This window comes from Nonomuraea sp. NPDC049480 (assembly GCF_044465905.1).
Classification (GTDB): Bacteria; Actinomycetota; Actinomycetes; order Streptosporangiales; family Streptosporangiaceae; genus Nonomuraea.
Map to the genome: position 1 here is coordinate 487,603 of NZ_JBITMD010000002.1, position 15,106 is coordinate 502,708.

The following is a 15,106-nucleotide window of genomic DNA, read 5'->3' on the forward strand; positions in this document are numbered from 1 at the left end:
CGCCCCGCCGCTTCGCCGTTGAAGCGGCGGGGCGCCCGCCGGCCGGATCAGCTCTCGCAGTCCGTCTCGAACTCCGCGTCGCATCGGTCCGTGCCGTCGCCGCCACTGGCCGAGTCGGCGCCCGCGTCGCCGACCAGCGTGTCGTTGCCCGCCTGCCCCGAGAGCCGGTCCTCGCCGTCGCCGCCGAAGGCGATGTCCGAGCCCAGCCCGCCCAGGAACGCGTCCGTGCCCGGCCCCAGGTCGACCTTCGACCGCAGGGCCGTACGGTTCCGCAGCCGGTCGTCGCCCTTCCCGGTGACCGCCGAGATCACCGAGATCCCCGCGCTGGGGCAGGCCACCTGGTTGGCGGTCAGTCCCACGCACGGAGCGGCGCCGACGACCGTGTCGGCGGTGTTCGAGACGATCAGCCGGTTGCCGGACACGAACACGACGAGGTCGTCGGACGCGCTGCCCGCGACGACCTGCAGCACCGTGCCGGACACGCTCACGTTGGTGGCGGCGTGCGCCGGACCGGCGACGGCCAGGAGCGAGGCGGTCAGCGCCGCCCCCGCCGTGAGCGCGCGGACTCCGTGCCGGCGAAGAACACGGGCCCTTGAGCGCCTGTCGTTCCCCCGTGTACTCATCGATCCCCCTTGACTTGGTGACCGGCCCCCGCGATCGGGGGCCGAGGATGAGTACAGCGCCACCGGGGCCGCGCCTCAGTGCCGAAGCCGACACGTGTTCTGTGCCGTTTTGCCGTGTGCCGCCCTGCCTACGCCCTGACCAGCAGCCCCACGCACTCCACGTGATGCGTCATCGGGAACGCGTCGAAGGCCCGCAGATCGGCCAGGACGTAACCGCGTTCGGCCAGCCACTTCAGATCCCGCGCGAACGTCGCCGGATCGCAGGACACGTACACGATGCGGAGCGCCTCCAGCCCCGTGATGCTCTCCACCACCTCGCGCCCGAGCCCCGAGCGCGGCGGGTCCACCACCACGAGGTCGGCCCGCTCGATCTGGAACCGGTCGAGCGCCTCCTCCACCCGCCCCCGCTCCACCCGGGCCTGCGGCAGGTCGCGGAGGTTGGCGCGGGCGTCGCGGACGGCGGACGCCTCCGACTCCAGCCCGAACACCGCCCCTTCCGGCCCCACGGCCTCGGCCAGGCCCGCGGCGAAGAGGCCGACGCCGCAGTAGAGGTCGAGGGCCCATTCGCCGGGTTCCGGCGCGGCGTACGCCAGCACCGCGTCCAGCAGCGTCTCCGCGGCCCCCGGGTGCACCTGCCAGAAGCCGCTGCCCGCGACCCGGAACCCGCGGTCGCCCACCTGCTCGTGCAGCACCCCCGACCCGCGCCTGGGCACCGTGCGGCCCTTGCCCTGGTCCAGCAGGATCGAGGCGGGCGCGTCGAGCTCGGGCACGGTGACGCTGCGCCGCGGCCGGGGGGCGACCACCACGGCCCGATCGCCGCTGGAGGAGGCGATGACCTCGACGCCGGCCGCGCCCGGCCACTCGTGCGCCTCCGCACCGACCGCCTCCACCTCGGGATGGGCGATCAGGCAGGCGTCCACGACCTGGATCTCGTGCGAGCGGTGCCGGCGGAAGCCCAGCTCGCCGGAGGGCAGGGCGGCGAACTGCACGCGCGTGCGCCAGCCGAGCCCGTCCTTGGCGCCCGGCACCTCCTCGACCAGGACCTCGCGCTCGATGCCGGCCAGCCGGTGCAACTGCTCGGCCACGACCTGGGCCTTGAGCCGCCGCTGGGCCTCGGGCGTGGCGTGCTGCCAGTCGCAGCCGCCGCAGCGGCCGGGGCCGGCGTACGGGCAGGGCGGGACCACGCGGTCGGGCGACGGTTCGAGGATCTCCACGGCGTCGGCCCGCAGGAACCGGGTCGTCTCCTCCGTGACGTCCGCGACGACCCGTTCGCCGGGCAGCGCGTGCCGCACGAACACCACGCGCCCTTCGTGGCGTGCCACGCACCAGCCGCCGTGGGCGACCGGACCTACCGTCAACTCGAGAGATGCCTGTTCCACACGGACACCTTATGCCCTGACCTGGCGGACTACCGTCGGACTTGATCCCTTACCCTAGGGGGTCGTGGGTTCGGCGCGGGTGGTGCGGCGGCGGCTCGGCTTCGGGGGGACGATGCTGGCCGTGCTGTTCGCCTGCGCGTCGCTGACGCCGTCGCTGCTGCCCCGCACGTGGATGTACCAGGGGGTGATGAGCGCGGTCACCGCCATTCTCGGGTACGCGGTGGGGACCGCGCTCGGCGCGCTGGGCCGGACGATGATCGCCTACCGGCTGCCGGAGCGGGGGCGGCGGATCGCCTGGCGGGTCATGATCGGCGGGTGCGCGGCGCTGGCGGCGGTGTCGCTCTGGTACAGCTTCGGCTGGCAGCGGGACCTGCGGGCGCTCATGGGCATGGACACGAGGATCACGTGGTTCCCGCCGCTGATCCTGGCGCTGACCATCGCCTTTTTCTCGCTTTTTCTGCTTATTTCGCGACTTATCCGGTTGGGTAGCCGCAAGCTGATCGGCTGGCTCGACCGGTTCGTCCCCTCCTACGTCGGCCACACCGTCGGCGTGCTGTTCATCGCGCTCCTGGTCGCGTTCTTCGCCGACGACGTGCTGTTCTCCGCGTTCGTCGCCCGCGTGAGCGACGTCTCCGCGGTCGCCAACGGCGGCACCCATCCGGGCGTGCGCAGACCCTTGTCGACCATGGTGTCCGGGGGTCCCGGCTCGCTGGTGAGCTGGGAGTCGCTCGGCAAGGAAGGCCGCGGCTTCACCGGCGCCGCCGCCACCCCTTCCGAGCTCGCCGCCTTCTCGGGCCGGCCCGCCGCCGATCCGATCAGGGTGTACGTCGGCCTCGACACCACCCCGTCCCCCCAGGCCCAGGCGGCGCTGGCGGTACGCGAGCTGGAGCGCACGGGCGCCTTCCGCCGTCCCGTCCTCGCCGTGCTCGGCACCACCGGCACCGGCTGGGTGGACCCGAAGGTGGCCAACGCGCTGGAGTACATGTACAACGGCGAGTCCGCCATGGTCGCCGTGCAGTACTCGTACCTGCCGAGCTGGGCGTCGTTCCTGCTCGACAGGGACAAGGCGGGCGCCGCGGGACGGGCGCTGTTCGAGGCGGTACGCGCCCGGTGGGCCCGGCTGCCGCGCGGCGACCGGCCGCGCCTGCTGTTGTCAGGCGAGAGCCTGGGCGCGTACGAGCTGGAGAAGGCCTTCCACGGCCTGGAGGACCTGGCGGCCAGGGCGGACGGCGCGCTGTTCGTCGGCCCGCCGAACGCCAACCCCATCTGGCGCCGCGTCACGGCCGGCCGCCGCCCCGGCAGCCCCGTGTGGCGGCCGGTCTACCAGTCGGGCCGGACGGTGCGGTTCGCCCGGCGTCCGGGCGACCTGGCCGGCCCCGGGCCGCGCCCGCGCGTGGTCTACCTGCAGAACTCCTCCGATCCGGTCGTGTGGTGGTCGCCCGAGCTGATCTACCGCCGGCCGGCCTGGCTGGCGGACGAGCGCGGACCGGGGGTGAACCCGCGGATGAGGTGGTTCCCGCTGGTGACGTTCTGGCAGGTGCTGGTGGACATGTCGGCCGGGCTGTCCGTGCCGCCCGGCCACGGGCACCGCTACGGCGCCAACGTCGCCGACGGCTGGGCCGCCGTCGCCGCGCCGCCGGGCTGGAACGCGTCCGACACCGGCCGGCTGCGCTCCCTGCTCAGCTCGTCCTGATCTGCTCTTCCTCGTCCTTGACCACCTGGTGCCACGGACGGCGCACCGACCCGGGCGCGAACGGCTCCGGCCGCCCCTTGAGCCGGTCGGAGGAGTGCAGCTGCCACGGCACGCTCGTGACCATGACCCCCGGCTTGAACAGCAGCCGCGCCTTCAGCCTGAGCGCGCTCTGGTTGTGCAGCAGGTGCTCCCACCAGTGGCCGACGACGTACTCGGGGATGAACACCGTCACCACGTCGCGCGGCGAGCGCCGCCGCAGGTGCTTGACGTAGTCGAGGATCGGCTGGGTGATCTCCCGGTACGGCGAGTCCAGCATCTTCAGCGGCACCGGGATCGCCCGCCGCTCCCACTCCTCCTGCAGCCGGCGGGCCTCCTCGCCCTCGACGCCCACGGTGACGGCCTCCAGGGAGGACGGCCGGGTGGCGCGGGCGTACGCGAGCGCCCGCAACGTCGGCTTGTGAATCTTGGAGACGAGCACGATGGCGTGGTTGCGCGCGGGCAGCACGGTCGGCTCGTCCTCGGTGACCGCCAGCTCGGCCGCCACGTTGTCGTAGTGGTGCCGGATGCCCTTCATCATGAGGAAGAGGATCGGCATCGCGATCACCACGATCCAGGCCCCGACCAGGAACTTCGTCAGCAGCACGACGATCAGCACGAGCCCCGTCATGACGGCGCCGAAGAAGTTGATCACGCGGGAGCGGTGCATCTGGTGGCGGACCCTGAGGTTGGTCTCGGTCTTCAGGTGGCGCGTCCAGTGAATGACCATGCCGGTCTGGCTGAGCGTGAACGACACGAAGACGCCGACGATGTAGAGGTTCAGCAGGCGGCTGACGTCGGCGTCGAACCCCCAGAGCAGCAGGCACGCGGCCGCCGCCAGGATGACGATGCCGTTGGAGAAGGCCAGCCGGTCGCCACGGGTGTGGAGCTGACGCGGCAGGTAGCGGTCCTGCGCCAGGATCGAGCCGAGCACGGGGAAGCCGTTGAAGGCCGTGTTGGCCGCCAGGAACAGGATCAGCGCCGTCACCGCCGAGATCACGATGAACATCAGCGACCCGCCGCCGAACACCGCGTCGGCCACCTGCGAGATGATCGGCTGCTGGTAGTAGCCGGGGCCGACCGGCGTGCCGTCCGGGCGCAGCAGATCCTCGGCGACCACGGAGGGCTCGGCCACCTTCACCCCCGACGCCAGGCCGAGCGCGATGATGCCGCCGAACATGGTGATCGCGACCAGGCCCATCATGAGCAGCGTCGTCGCGGCGTTCTTGCTCTTGGGCTTGCGGAAGGCGGGCACGCCGTTGCTGATGGCCTCCACACCGGTCAGGGCCGCGCAGCCGGTGGAGAACGCGCGCAAGATCAGGAAGGCGGCGGCGAAGGCCGTCAGATTGGTCTGCTCGGGCTCGATGGTGAAGTGCTTGCTCGGCGCCTCGATTTGCTCGCCCAGCACCAGCAGCCGGAACCCGCCCCAGGCGATCAGGCCCAGCACGGCCGCCATGAACGCGTACGTGGGAACGGCGAAGGCGGCGCCGGACTCGCGGATGCCGCGCAGGTTGATCACGGTGAGCAGGACCACGATGACGATGGCCACCGCGGGCTTGTGCTGGCCCACGAACGGGATCGTGGCGCCCACGTAGTCGACGCCGTTGGCCACGGACACCGCGACCGTCAGCACGTAGTCGACCAGGAGCGCGCTGGCCACGGTCAGCCCGGCGTTCTTGCCCAGGTTGGTGGTCGCGACCTCGTAGTCGCCGCCGCCGCTGGGGTAGGCGTGCACGTTCTGCCGGTACGACGCCACCACCGTGAGCATCACGATCACGACGGCTGCGGCGACCCAGGGGCTGTAGGCGTAGAAGGAGACGCCGGCCAGCGACAGGATGACCAGGATCTCCTGCGGGGCGTAGGCCACGGACGAGAGCGCGTCGCTGGCGAAGACCGGTAGCGCGATCCGCTTCGGGAGCAGTTGCTCATGGAGCTGCCCGCTACGCAGGGCACGTCCCACGAGCATGCGTTTGACAAGATCCGCTACCTTCGCCACGTAACGAGATGCTATCCCCATGCGCAGGCCTTTAACGAGGCGCGCCCCACCTGGGGCCATACTGGTGTCGAGCAACCGGCCGACCGCGACGATGCGGGGGGATATGCATATAGTGATCATGGGATGTGGCCGGGTGGGTTCGACCCTCGCGCACATCCTCGAAGACAGCGGCAATTCCGTCGCCATCATCGACCGCGACCCGCAGGCGTTCCGCCGGCTGCGCGCCGGGTTCCGGGGGCGGCGGGTGACCGGCATCGGCTTCGATCGTGGCGTGCTCATGGAGGCCGGCATCGAGTCCGCGGCGGCGTACGTCGCGGTCTCCAGCGGCGACAACTCCAACATCATCTCCGCTCGCGTGGCCCGCGAGACGTTCGGCGTCGACAACGTGGTGGCCCGCATCTACGACCCCCGCCGGGCCGAGGTCTACCAGCGGCTGGGCATTCCGACGGTGGCGACCGTACGCTGGACCGCCGACCAGATCATGCGCCGCATCCTCCCCGAGGGCGCCGAGCCGCTCTGGCGCGACCCCACGGGCACGGTCGTCCTGGCCGAGGTCACCGTCAACCCGGGCTGGATCGGCACCCGGGTCGTCGACCTGGAGAGCCGGGTCAGGACGCGCGCCGCCTTCATCAACCGCATGGGGGAGGCCGTGACCATCACGGAGGACACCGTGGTGCAGGAGGGCGACATCCTCCACGTCCTCGCCGCCGAGAACGACATGGACCGGATCAACAAGGTGCTCGCCGCGGCACCGGAAGAGGACCATTGATGCGCGTCGCCATCGCCGGAGCGGGAGCGGTCGGCCGTTCCATCGCGGCCGAGCTCCTGGAGAACGGCCACGAGGTCCTGCTCATCGACAGCGATCCCCGCGCCATCAAGATCGACAGCGTGCCGCGCGCCGAGTGGCTGCTCGCCGACGCCTGCGAGATCGCCTCCCTGGACGAGGCCGGGCTCAACAACTGCCACGTCGTGGTCGCCTCCTCGGGCGACGACAAGGTCAACCTGGTGGTGTCGCTGCTGGCCAAGACCGAGTACGGCGTGCCGCGCGTGGTGGCCCGCATCAACCACCCCAACAACGAGTGGCTGTTCAACGAGTCGTGGGGCGTGGACGTGGCCGTCTCGACGCCGCGCCTGCTGAGCGCGCTGGTGGAGGAGGCGGTGAGCGTCGGCGACCTGGTCCGCCTGATGACGTTCCGCCAGGGCCAGGCGAACCTGGTGGAGCTGACGCTGGCGGAGGACGCGCCGGTGGTGGGGCAGCGGGCCGGCTCGGTGCCGTGGCCGGTGGACGCGGCACTGGTGGCGATCCTGCGTGAGGGCCGGGTGCTGGTGCCGACGGCGGACGATCCTTTGGAGGCCGGGGACGAGTTGTTGTTCGTGGCCAATCAGGAGGTCGAACAGGAACTGGCCCATTTGCTCTCCCAGCATTAGGCGGTACGCCAAGGGCGAGCACGGCCGAGGCGTAGGCCGTCCACCGGGAAAGAGGCTCAGGTGTGGTACGGCCAGGTGCACGTGCCAGGGATGTAACCGGTCATCCCCTTGTACGTGATGTACTGCCAAACCTTCGACGTCTTCTGGCAGAGGTGTATTTCTGGCCGTCCTCGCCCCGGTGGCAGGAGAACCGCTTCCCCTTCGGGACCAGGCCGATCGCGGTGGAGCCGGCCTTGGGCTTCTTCCGGATCTTCACATTCTCCTTGGCGATGGCGTCCGAACCATACAGGCAGTAGCGCAACACGGTCCCGGCCGAGCCGGAGGCGGCCGGAAGGGCAGGCGCCGCGCTCGCCGGTACGGTCAGGGCAGCGGTGCCGAGCCATGCAACGCGGACGGTGACGCCTGCCGGCCTGTGACCGCGAAGCAGACTCAGGTCAGGCCGGGGCGACCGGATTGATGGGAGTGCGGCCGCGGCCCAGGATCCAGAGCATCGCACCGAGCGCGGCCACCTGGAGCGGCCAGCCCATCACGATCTTGGCGACCCCGAGCGCCGCCACCGCCTGGTCCCCGCCTCCGAACAGGTAGACGGGCCCCTGCACCGCCACCCTGACCGCGCACGGCAGCATGAGCAGCCAGGTCAGGCGCGTGCAGAGCTTCACGATCCCCGCGTCCCTGTGCCAGGCGGTCGGGTCGCCCGTGACCGAGCCGATCAGGAAGCCGACGACCGGCCACCGGGTGATGATCGACAGCAGCATGCCGACCATGTAGGTGGCGTTCCACAGGATGCCGGGCAGGAAGTAGTCCTTCGCGTCACCCGTGCGGCTGGCGAAGAACGCGCCGATCGCGATGCCGATCAAGCTGTTGATCACGAACTGCGGCGTGGACCGCTGCACGATCCTGGCCACCAGCAGCAGGACCGCCAGCGAGATGCTGACGATGAGCGACAGCTTCAGATCCTCGGTGGAGATCCAGCACAACGTGAACGCGATCGTCGGGATCGCCGCCTCGATGATGCCGCGCACCCCGCCCAGCGCCTTGGCGAGCTGCGCTCGCACCGCCGCCTCCACGGTGTCGTGGGCGACCTCTTCCGCCTCAGCACTCACCTGATCAACTCCCTGGCCGCAGCTCGTAACGCGGATTGAACATCACCTTGCGCCCGTCCTGCACGCTGACGAGCCCCTCGGCCTTGACCGTGCGGCCGGGCTCGATGCCTGCGATCTTGCGGCGGCCGAGCCAGACCAGGTCGATCACGTCTGACCCGTCATAGAGCTCGGCCTCGAGAGCGGGGGCGCCGCCCCTCGGACGCAACGTCACCGTACGTAGCGTACCCGCCACGCAGAAGCGCCGGCGGCCGCCGCACGACACGATCGGCGTCGCGCCGACCTCGTCGGCGTCTTCTCGTAGTTCCCGGGCCTCGATCTCGGACTGGGGGGATGCCAGCCGACTGAAGAACCCGCGCAATCCCCCGCGTTTCGGAGGCTCTGCCGTACTCATGATGAATCAGCCTATGCGATGTCAGCTCTTAGCGAATCTCGCTGATTTCCGGTCCTCGTTTGAAGGGATTCACGCCGGGCCGCTCCTCGGGCGTGTCGCCCGTCTGCTCGTTGGGGCGGCGCAGCGGGATGGCCTCCTCGCGGGCCATCGGCTCGTCGCCGCGCACGACCACGACGTCCTTGATGAAGTCGGCGAACGCCCCGGACACGGCCTCGTCATGCGTGCCCTTGCCGGAGATCACCCCGAGCAGGAACCAGCGCGGGCCGTCGATGCCGAGGTAGCGGGCCGGGCGGACGGCACCGTCGGCCTTGATCTCGCCGGCCAGCTCGGTGCCGAACGGGCCCTCACGCTCCTCCAGATCCTTCGCCTGCGCCCGGATCTTGGTCTTGACCTCGTCCCACAGCCCGGAGCTCCGCGGCGCGGCCAGGGCCTGCAGTTGCAGCGTGGTGTCCTCGTAGATGACGACGACGCCGACGTGCTGGTCTCCGACCGAGGCCAGCCGTACGTCGAAGTCGGGGTTGTGCGGCACCCGCAGGCCGCCGAGGTCGATCCTGTCGTGGTCCGGGTGGGGCTCGCCGGCGTCCCACGGGCCGGACTCGCGCGTGGGGGCGGCGGGCTTCTGCTCGGCCACCTGTTCCGGCTGCTCACGACGACGACGTCGGAACACTTTACTCACTCTCCCTGTTCGTCTACTTTTCCCTGCAGCCGTACGGTCAGCGCCCCGTCGATCCGAAGCCGTTGGCGCCGCGTACCGAGCCGGGCAGGCGTTCGACCTCGTAGAAGGCCGCACGCTCGACCCGCTGGATCACCAGTTGCGCCACGCGGTCGCCGCGCTGGAGCCGGAACGACTCCTTGGCGTCCGTGTTGATCAGTGTCACCTTGATCTCGCCCCGATAGCCGGCGTCGACCGTGCCGGGCGCGTTGACCATCGTGATCCCGTGCCTGGCCGCCAGCCCCGAACGCGGATGGACGAACGCCGCGTAGCCGTCGGGAAGGGCGATCGCCACGCCCGTGCCGACGACGGCCCGCTCCCCCGGCAGCAGCTCGACGTCCTCGGCCGCGTAGAGGTCGGCGCCGGCGTCTCCCGGATGGGCGTAGGACGGCATCGGCAACTCGGCGTCGAGCCGGTGGATGAGGACCTCGACGTTGCTCAAGGGTTCACCTCGTAGTCCTGGTGTTCTGCGGCGATGGCGGCCAGATCGCCGTGCCTGGCGAAGTGCTCCATGCTCACCTCGATGAACAGCGCTGCCGCGCGGACGGCGACGGGTCCGTCAGGGGCGCCCATGCGCCCCTCAGCCTCAAGGTACGCCTTTCTGCCCGCGATGCCGTTGCACCAGGCGCGCAGGTGGAGTGTCGTGCCCACGGGAACGGGGAGAAGGTAGTCGGTCTCCAGCCGTCCCGTCACATACGGCTTGTGGAAGAGGTAGACGGACATTCCGATGACCTCGTCCATGGCGGCGGCCAGCACGCCGCCGTGCGCCAGTCTGGGCGCGCCCTGGTGCGCCTCCCCCACCGTGAACTCGGCCTCGACGGTGGCGCCGTCCGGCGTCCTGGCCGTGAGGTGCAGGCCGGTCGGGTGATCGGTGCCGCAGCCGAAACACTGGCTGTAGTGGGAGCCCAGGTCGGCGCCCGGCGACGGCGCGCCGGGGTGCGCCGCGGGCACGCCGGCGTCCGGCGGCGGGGTCGTGAGGGAGGAACGGGTCACGGGTGACGAGGTTACTCGTTGTCCACGCCCCGCCGGTCCTCGGCCCTCGCTCCGTCCTCCGCGGGAGGCGCGTCCTCACCGGCCCCGGCCCCGGGCTCGGGACCGGGACCGGGACCGGCCTCAGTGCGGCCCTGGGGGCCGGGCTTCGGCCGGGGCGGCTTCCCGTCGTGCGGCAGCTCCTCGTGGTGCGGCGGCGAGGGCAGGGCGGGTTGCGCGTGTCTGAGCTCCGGAAGCGCCCGGTAGATCACCGCCGCCACCGGCACCGCCACGGCGGCGCCGGCGATGCCCGCCAGGATGCCCCCGATGGACAGCACCAGGATGATCGCCAGCGGATGGAAGTTGAGGGCCCGCCCCACGATGAGCGGCTGCAGGACGTGGTTCTCCAGCTGCTGCTCGACGACGAGGATCCCGAGGAAGACCAGCGCCAGCACGGGCCCCTGCGAGCCCAGCGTGACGAGCGTGGCGACCGTGCCGGCGAAGAAGATGCCGACGATGGGGATGAAGCTGGCCAGGAAGATCAGCACCGCCAGCGGCGCCCACAGGGGCACGCCCATGCCGGCCAGCACGATGCCCATGATCAGCCCGTGCACGGCGGCCACGGCCACGGTGCCCTGCACGTAGTGGGAGAGCGTGGTCCACGCGGCCCGCCCCGCCCGGTCCACCCGCGGCGCCACCCCGCCGAACCCCTTCAGGATCCACGCCCAGATCCGGTCGCCGTCCTTGAGCAGGAAGAACGTCACGAACAGCAGGAGCACGATCGACGCGAGCACCTCGACGGCCACCGCGCCGGCGCTCAGCACGGTGCCGGCGATGGCCTGCCGTTGCGTGTCGATCATCTTGGCGAACTCGTCGACGTAGCCGGTGATCTGCGCCTGCTGGAGGTGCAGCGGCCCGGTGATCAGCCAGTCCTGCACCTCGCGGGCGGTCGCCTGCACCTGACTGACGAGGCCGGGGAACTCCTCCGTGGCCCGCGCCCCGACCAGCCAGCCGGTGCCGACCAGCACGGTCAGGGCCACCAGCATCGTGATCCAGGTGGCGTAGATCGGCCGCATGCCCGCCTGGCGCAGGCTGTTGGTCAGCGGGAACAGCAGCGCGGTCAGCAGCAGCGCGATCGCCACCGGCAGCGCCACGAACGTGAGCCTTGCGATGATCAGCGCGAAGACGTAGACGACCACGCCGACAAGGATCAGGCACACGCACCACGCGGCCATCCTGGCCAGCACGGGCGGCACGAGCTTGGTTGGGCGGTCGGGAAGCACGTGTTCAAGACTGGCACGTCCGGGCGGCGGATGCGCGTGGATAACCGCGCGGCGGTCTCACGTCGTGAGGATCGGGCCAGTGCGCCGGGAAGATCGGGCCTGTGCAAGCAATGGCCCGCGTGTCACCGTCGGGGTCATGAAGGCCGTGGTAGTCCTCATCGTGCTCGCGTCCCTCATCGGCGCCCCCGCCCCCGCGTACGCGGGCGCCGACCTGGCGCTGGAGGTGCTCTCCAGCCGCCCCGACCAGGTCACCGGCGGTGATGCCCTGGTCAGGGTCCGCCACCGCAAGGGCGCGAAGGTCACGGTCACCCGCAACGGCGAGGACGTCACCGCGGCCTTCGAGCCGGCCGAGGACGGCCTGACGGGCCTGGTCACCGGCCTGGCCGTGGGGGCCGGCACGATCACCGCCACGGCGTGGCCGCACCGGCGGACCCTGCGGGTGCGCAACCACCCCGTCGGCGGCCCGGTCTTCTCGGGCGCGCACCAGTACCCGTTCCTGTGCAAGACCGAGCGCGGCGGCCTCGGCCCGCCGGTCGCGGACAACCAGGACGGACAGGGCATGCGCGTGGCGGGCGGCTGGAGCAGGGACTGTTTCGCGCCGGTGGTCGCCGACCGGATATACCGGTCGGCGGACGGCACGTTCAAGCCCATGCCGGCCGGGCGCCCCGCCGACATGGCCACGACCACGCTGCTGGACGGCCGCACGGTCGACTTCGTGGTACGGCGCGAGCGCGGCGTGATCAACCGCTTCCTCTATTCGATCGCCATGATCGAGAACGGCTGGAACGGCCGGGCGATCTACCGCTTCGACGGCGGCGTGGCGATCGGCCACGACCAGGGCACGCTGGGCGGCAGCGCGCTGGACCCGTACGGGCTCGGCAAGGGCTACGCGATCCTGCACTCCTCGGGCACCCGCACCTCCACCCACTACAACCTGATCCTGGGCGGCGAGACGGCCCTCATGGTCAAGGAGCGCTTCATCGAGCAGCACGGGCTGCCGCTGTACACGGTGGGCGTCGGCGGCTCGGGCGGTGCGATCCAGCAGTACATCTACGGCCAGAACTTAGGAAACCGGGTGATCGACGCCGCGATCCCGCAGTACTCCTATCCGGACATGGTCACCCAGACGATCCACGTGGGCGACTGTGAGCTGCTCGAACGCTATATGGACCACGACCCCCGCTGGGCGAGATGGGACGACCGCACGGCCCTGATCGGCATGAACGCCAGTGACACGGTGGCGAACCCGTACACCGGGAAGCCGGGCTCCGACGAGTGCGTCAACGGCTGGCGCGGCCTCACCCCGCTGGCCATGAACCCGCTCTGGACCTCCAATGACGACCCCGAATGGGAGCGCATGGACCCGCCGGGCGTCAAGGACACCGTCCAGTGGACGCACTGGGACGACCTGCGCAAGGTGTACGGCGTGGACGAGCGCGGCTACGCCCGCTCGACCTGGGGCAACGTCGGCGTCCAGTACGGGCTGAAGGCGCTCGTCGACGGCGTCGTCACACCGGCCGGGTTCCTGGACCTCAACGCCGAGGTGGGCGCGTGGAAGGAGGCGGCCGACATGGTGCAGGAGGGCTGCCCGTTCGTCCGGACCGCCTGCCCGGCGGACTTCGACCCGTGGAGCGCCCGCAACATGAGGCTCGGCGACCCCGCCCCGAGGCGCGCGGGCGACCCGATCGCGATCAGGAACGTGCAGCGCAGCGGGCTGGTGTTCGGGGGCGACATCGACATCCCGATCATCGACTGGCGGCACTACCTGGAAGACCAGCTCGACATGCACAACTCCCACCAGTCCTTCGCCGCCAGGAAGCGGATGCTCGACCACGACGGCCGGGCGGGCAACCAGGTCATCTGGTTCACTGACGCGCGCCCCGACGGACCGAGGTTCGACCAGACGCCGGAGGCGCTGCAGGTGATCGACGCCTGGATGGCCGGCATCCGGAAACATCCGGCACGCGGTGTGGCCGGCAACAGGCCGCCCCAAGCCGTGGACCGCTGCTTCGCCACCGACGGCACGCAGATCGCCGCGGGCCCGCAGGTCTGGGACGGCATCCTTGACCGCCGCTCCCCCGGCATCTGCACCCAGCGCTTCCCGCTCTACTCGACCTCCCGCATCGTCGCGGGCGGCCCGCTGGAGGGCGGCGTCTACGCCTGCCGGCTGCAGCCGGTCGAACGGGCCATCACGAAGGGCCTGTACGGCGCCTGGCGGCCGACGGCGGACGAGCGGGCGCGACTGAAGCAGATCTTCCCTACGGGAGTGTGCGACTACTGACCGGCAGCTCGCGCATCGTACGCAGGGGCGAGGTGACCAGCCAGAGGAACGCCAGGCAGGACCCGGCCGCGGCGACCAGGAGCGTGTTCCTGAGCCCGATCGCCTCGCCCAGCACGCCGCCGAGCAGCCCGCCCAGCGGCAGGGTGCCCCAGACGAGGAAGCGGATGGTGGCGTTCATGCGGCCGAGCAGCGGCTCGGGTGTGATGGCCTGCCGGAAGCTGAGCTGCGTGACGTTGTAGACCACGGTCCCCGCCCCGACGAAGAACTCGAACAGCGTGAACAGCCCGAGCCGCCAGTCGGCCTCCATCCAGGGCAGGACGAACGTCAACGGCGCCGGCACGGCGATGGCCAGCCACATCGCCGGGCCCTGTCCGAGCCTGCGGGCCAGCCGCGCGTTGACCAGCGCGCCGGTCACCCCGCCGAGCCCGCCCGCGGCCAGGAGCAGCCCGATCGTGCCCGCGCCCAGCCCGAGCTCTCTGGCCAGCAGCAGCAGGATCAACGGCTGCGACATGGCCGCGAAGAAGTTGGCGGTGGCGGTGCAGCCCGCGATGCGGCGCAGCAGCGGCTGCCCGGCGACGAACCTGACCCCTTCGGCGATCTCCTTGCCCAGGTGGGCGCGGCGGGGTGGCTGCCGCGGCTCACGCTTGCGGATCATCCCCAGGCACAGGGCCGACCAGGCGAACCCGGCCACCGTGACGACCAGCGCGAACGGCGCGGTGAGGAGCTGGATCAGGTAACCGCCGGCGCTGGGTCCGCCGACCTGCGCCACCGTGCGCACGACCTCCAGTGCCGAGTTGCCCTCGACGAGCCTGTCGCGCTCGACCAGGTGCGGCAGGTAGCTCTGGTATCCGACGTCGAAGAACACGGTGAACACGCCGAGCACGAGCGCCACGGCATAGAGCTGATGGATCGTCAGCACGTCCATCCACCAGGCCACCGGGACAGAGACGAGCGCCAGCGCCCGCGCCAGGTCGCTGACCACCATCACGGCGCGCTTGCGCAGCCGGTCCACGACCGCCCCGGCCGGCAGCCCGATCACCACGAACGCCAGCGTCTGGCACGCGGCCAGCGCTCCCACCTCGAACGCCGACACGCGCAGCGCCGACACCGCGACCAGCGGCAGAGCCAGCAGGAGGACCTGCGTGCCCGCCTGGCTGGCGGTGTCGGCCAGAAAGAGGCTCCTGAAGTCACGATCGCGCAGCAAGGTCACGG

Annotated in this window: 14 protein-coding genes; 4 read left to right on the forward strand and 10 right to left on the reverse strand. The window is 71.1% G+C overall.

What is annotated here, in order from left to right:
• Positions 1–47: 47 nt before the first annotated feature.
• Positions 48–623: a calcium-binding protein gene (locus tag ACIBX3_RS07700; RefSeq protein ID WP_397114245.1), complete on the reverse strand. Its 576-nt coding sequence runs from the start codon at positions 621–623 to the stop codon at positions 48–50.
• Positions 624–751: 128 nt separating this feature from the next.
• A complete protein-coding gene (locus tag ACIBX3_RS07705; protein ID WP_397114247.1) occupies positions 752–2,002 on the reverse strand; it encodes a class I SAM-dependent RNA methyltransferase in 1,251 nt (416 codons plus the stop codon).
• Positions 2,003–2,066: 64 nt separating this feature from the next.
• Between ACIBX3_RS07705 and ACIBX3_RS07710 the strand changes: the two genes are divergently transcribed.
• Complete coding sequence (locus ACIBX3_RS07710) at positions 2,067–3,695, forward strand: alpha/beta hydrolase (protein WP_397114249.1); 1,629 nt, start codon at positions 2,067–2,069, stop codon at positions 3,693–3,695.
• Here the strand turns inward: ACIBX3_RS07710 and ACIBX3_RS07715 are convergent.
• Positions 3,682–5,727: an APC family permease gene (locus ACIBX3_RS07715; protein WP_397114251.1), complete on the reverse strand. Its 2,046-nt coding sequence runs from the start codon at positions 5,725–5,727 to the stop codon at positions 3,682–3,684. The genes ACIBX3_RS07710 and ACIBX3_RS07715 overlap by 14 nt on opposite strands.
• 103 nt (positions 5,728–5,830) lie before the next feature.
• Here ACIBX3_RS07715 and ACIBX3_RS07720 point away from each other — a divergent pair, with 103 nt between their 5' ends.
• Both ACIBX3_RS07720 and ACIBX3_RS07725 read left to right on the forward strand, forming a co-directional pair.
• Complete coding sequence (locus tag ACIBX3_RS07720) at positions 5,831–6,496, forward strand: potassium channel family protein (protein WP_397114253.1); 666 nt, start codon at positions 5,831–5,833, stop codon at positions 6,494–6,496.
• Positions 6,496–7,155, forward strand: a complete 660-nt coding sequence (locus ACIBX3_RS07725) for a TrkA family potassium uptake protein (RefSeq protein WP_357868458.1) — start codon at positions 6,496–6,498, stop codon at positions 7,153–7,155. The genes ACIBX3_RS07720 and ACIBX3_RS07725 overlap by 1 nt, the downstream gene beginning before the upstream one ends.
• Before the next feature lie 434 nt (positions 7,156–7,589).
• Here the strand turns inward: ACIBX3_RS07725 and ACIBX3_RS07730 are convergent, their stop codons facing one another.
• The 6 genes from ACIBX3_RS07730 to ACIBX3_RS07755 are packed head-to-tail and all read right to left on the reverse strand — an operon-like array spanning position 7,590 to position 11,613.
• Positions 7,590–8,258 carry a DUF3159 domain-containing protein gene (locus tag ACIBX3_RS07730; RefSeq protein WP_397114255.1) on the reverse strand — a complete coding sequence of 223 codons (669 nt, stop codon included), beginning with the start codon at positions 8,256–8,258 and terminating at the stop codon, positions 7,590–7,592.
• Between the two features lie 4 nt (positions 8,259–8,262).
• Positions 8,263–8,649, reverse strand: a complete 387-nt coding sequence (locus tag ACIBX3_RS07735; protein ID WP_397114257.1) for an OB-fold nucleic acid binding domain-containing protein — start codon at positions 8,647–8,649, stop codon at positions 8,263–8,265.
• Positions 8,650–8,677: 28 nt separating this feature from the next.
• Positions 8,678–9,316: a DUF3710 domain-containing protein gene (locus tag ACIBX3_RS07740; protein WP_397114259.1), complete on the reverse strand. Its 639-nt coding sequence runs from the start codon at positions 9,314–9,316 to the stop codon at positions 8,678–8,680.
• Positions 9,317–9,362: 46 nt separating this feature from the next.
• On the reverse strand, positions 9,363–9,803 hold the full coding sequence (dut, locus tag ACIBX3_RS07745; RefSeq protein ID WP_397114261.1) for a dUTP diphosphatase: 441 nt from the start codon (positions 9,801–9,803) through the stop codon (positions 9,363–9,365).
• Positions 9,800–10,354 (reverse strand): PaaI family thioesterase, encoded by a 555-nt coding sequence (locus ACIBX3_RS07750; protein WP_397114263.1) that lies wholly within the window; start codon positions 10,352–10,354, stop codon positions 9,800–9,802. The genes dut and ACIBX3_RS07750 overlap by 4 nt, the downstream gene beginning before the upstream one ends.
• 11 nt (positions 10,355–10,365) lie before the next feature.
• The gene (locus ACIBX3_RS07755) at positions 10,366–11,613 is read right to left on the reverse strand and encodes an AI-2E family transporter (RefSeq protein ID WP_397114265.1); all 1,248 of its coding nucleotides are present in this window, start codon (positions 11,611–11,613) and stop codon (positions 10,366–10,368) included.
• 136 nt (positions 11,614–11,749) lie between these two features.
• Here ACIBX3_RS07755 and ACIBX3_RS07760 point away from each other — a divergent pair, with 136 nt between their 5' ends.
• Positions 11,750–13,894: a DUF6351 family protein gene (locus ACIBX3_RS07760; protein ID WP_397114267.1), complete on the forward strand. Its 2,145-nt coding sequence runs from the start codon at positions 11,750–11,752 to the stop codon at positions 13,892–13,894.
• Here the strand turns inward: ACIBX3_RS07760 and ACIBX3_RS07765 are convergent.
• A complete protein-coding gene (locus ACIBX3_RS07765) occupies positions 13,872–15,104 on the reverse strand; it encodes an MFS transporter (protein ID WP_397114269.1) in 1,233 nt (410 codons plus the stop codon). The two genes, ACIBX3_RS07760 and ACIBX3_RS07765, sit on opposite strands and share 23 nt — an antisense overlap.
• Positions 15,105–15,106 lie beyond the last annotated feature (2 nt).

What these genes read in the sequence shown, in the direction of transcription:
- ACIBX3_RS07700 (WP_397114245.1), bottom strand. Translation starts at nt 623, where the DNA reads ATGAGTACACGGGGGAACGACAGGCGCTCAAGGGCCCGTGTTCTTCGC.
- ACIBX3_RS07720 (WP_397114253.1), top strand. Translation starts at nt 5,831, where the DNA reads ATGCATATAGTGATCATGGGATGTGGCCGGGTGGGTTCGACCCTCGCG.
- ACIBX3_RS07725 (WP_357868458.1), top strand. Translation starts at nt 6,496, where the DNA reads ATGCGCGTCGCCATCGCCGGAGCGGGAGCGGTCGGCCGTTCCATCGCG.
- ACIBX3_RS07735 (WP_397114257.1), bottom strand. Translation starts at nt 8,649, where the DNA reads ATGAGTACGGCAGAGCCTCCGAAACGCGGGGGATTGCGCGGGTTCTTC.
- ACIBX3_RS07760 (WP_397114267.1), top strand. Translation starts at nt 11,750, where the DNA reads ATGAAGGCCGTGGTAGTCCTCATCGTGCTCGCGTCCCTCATCGGCGCC.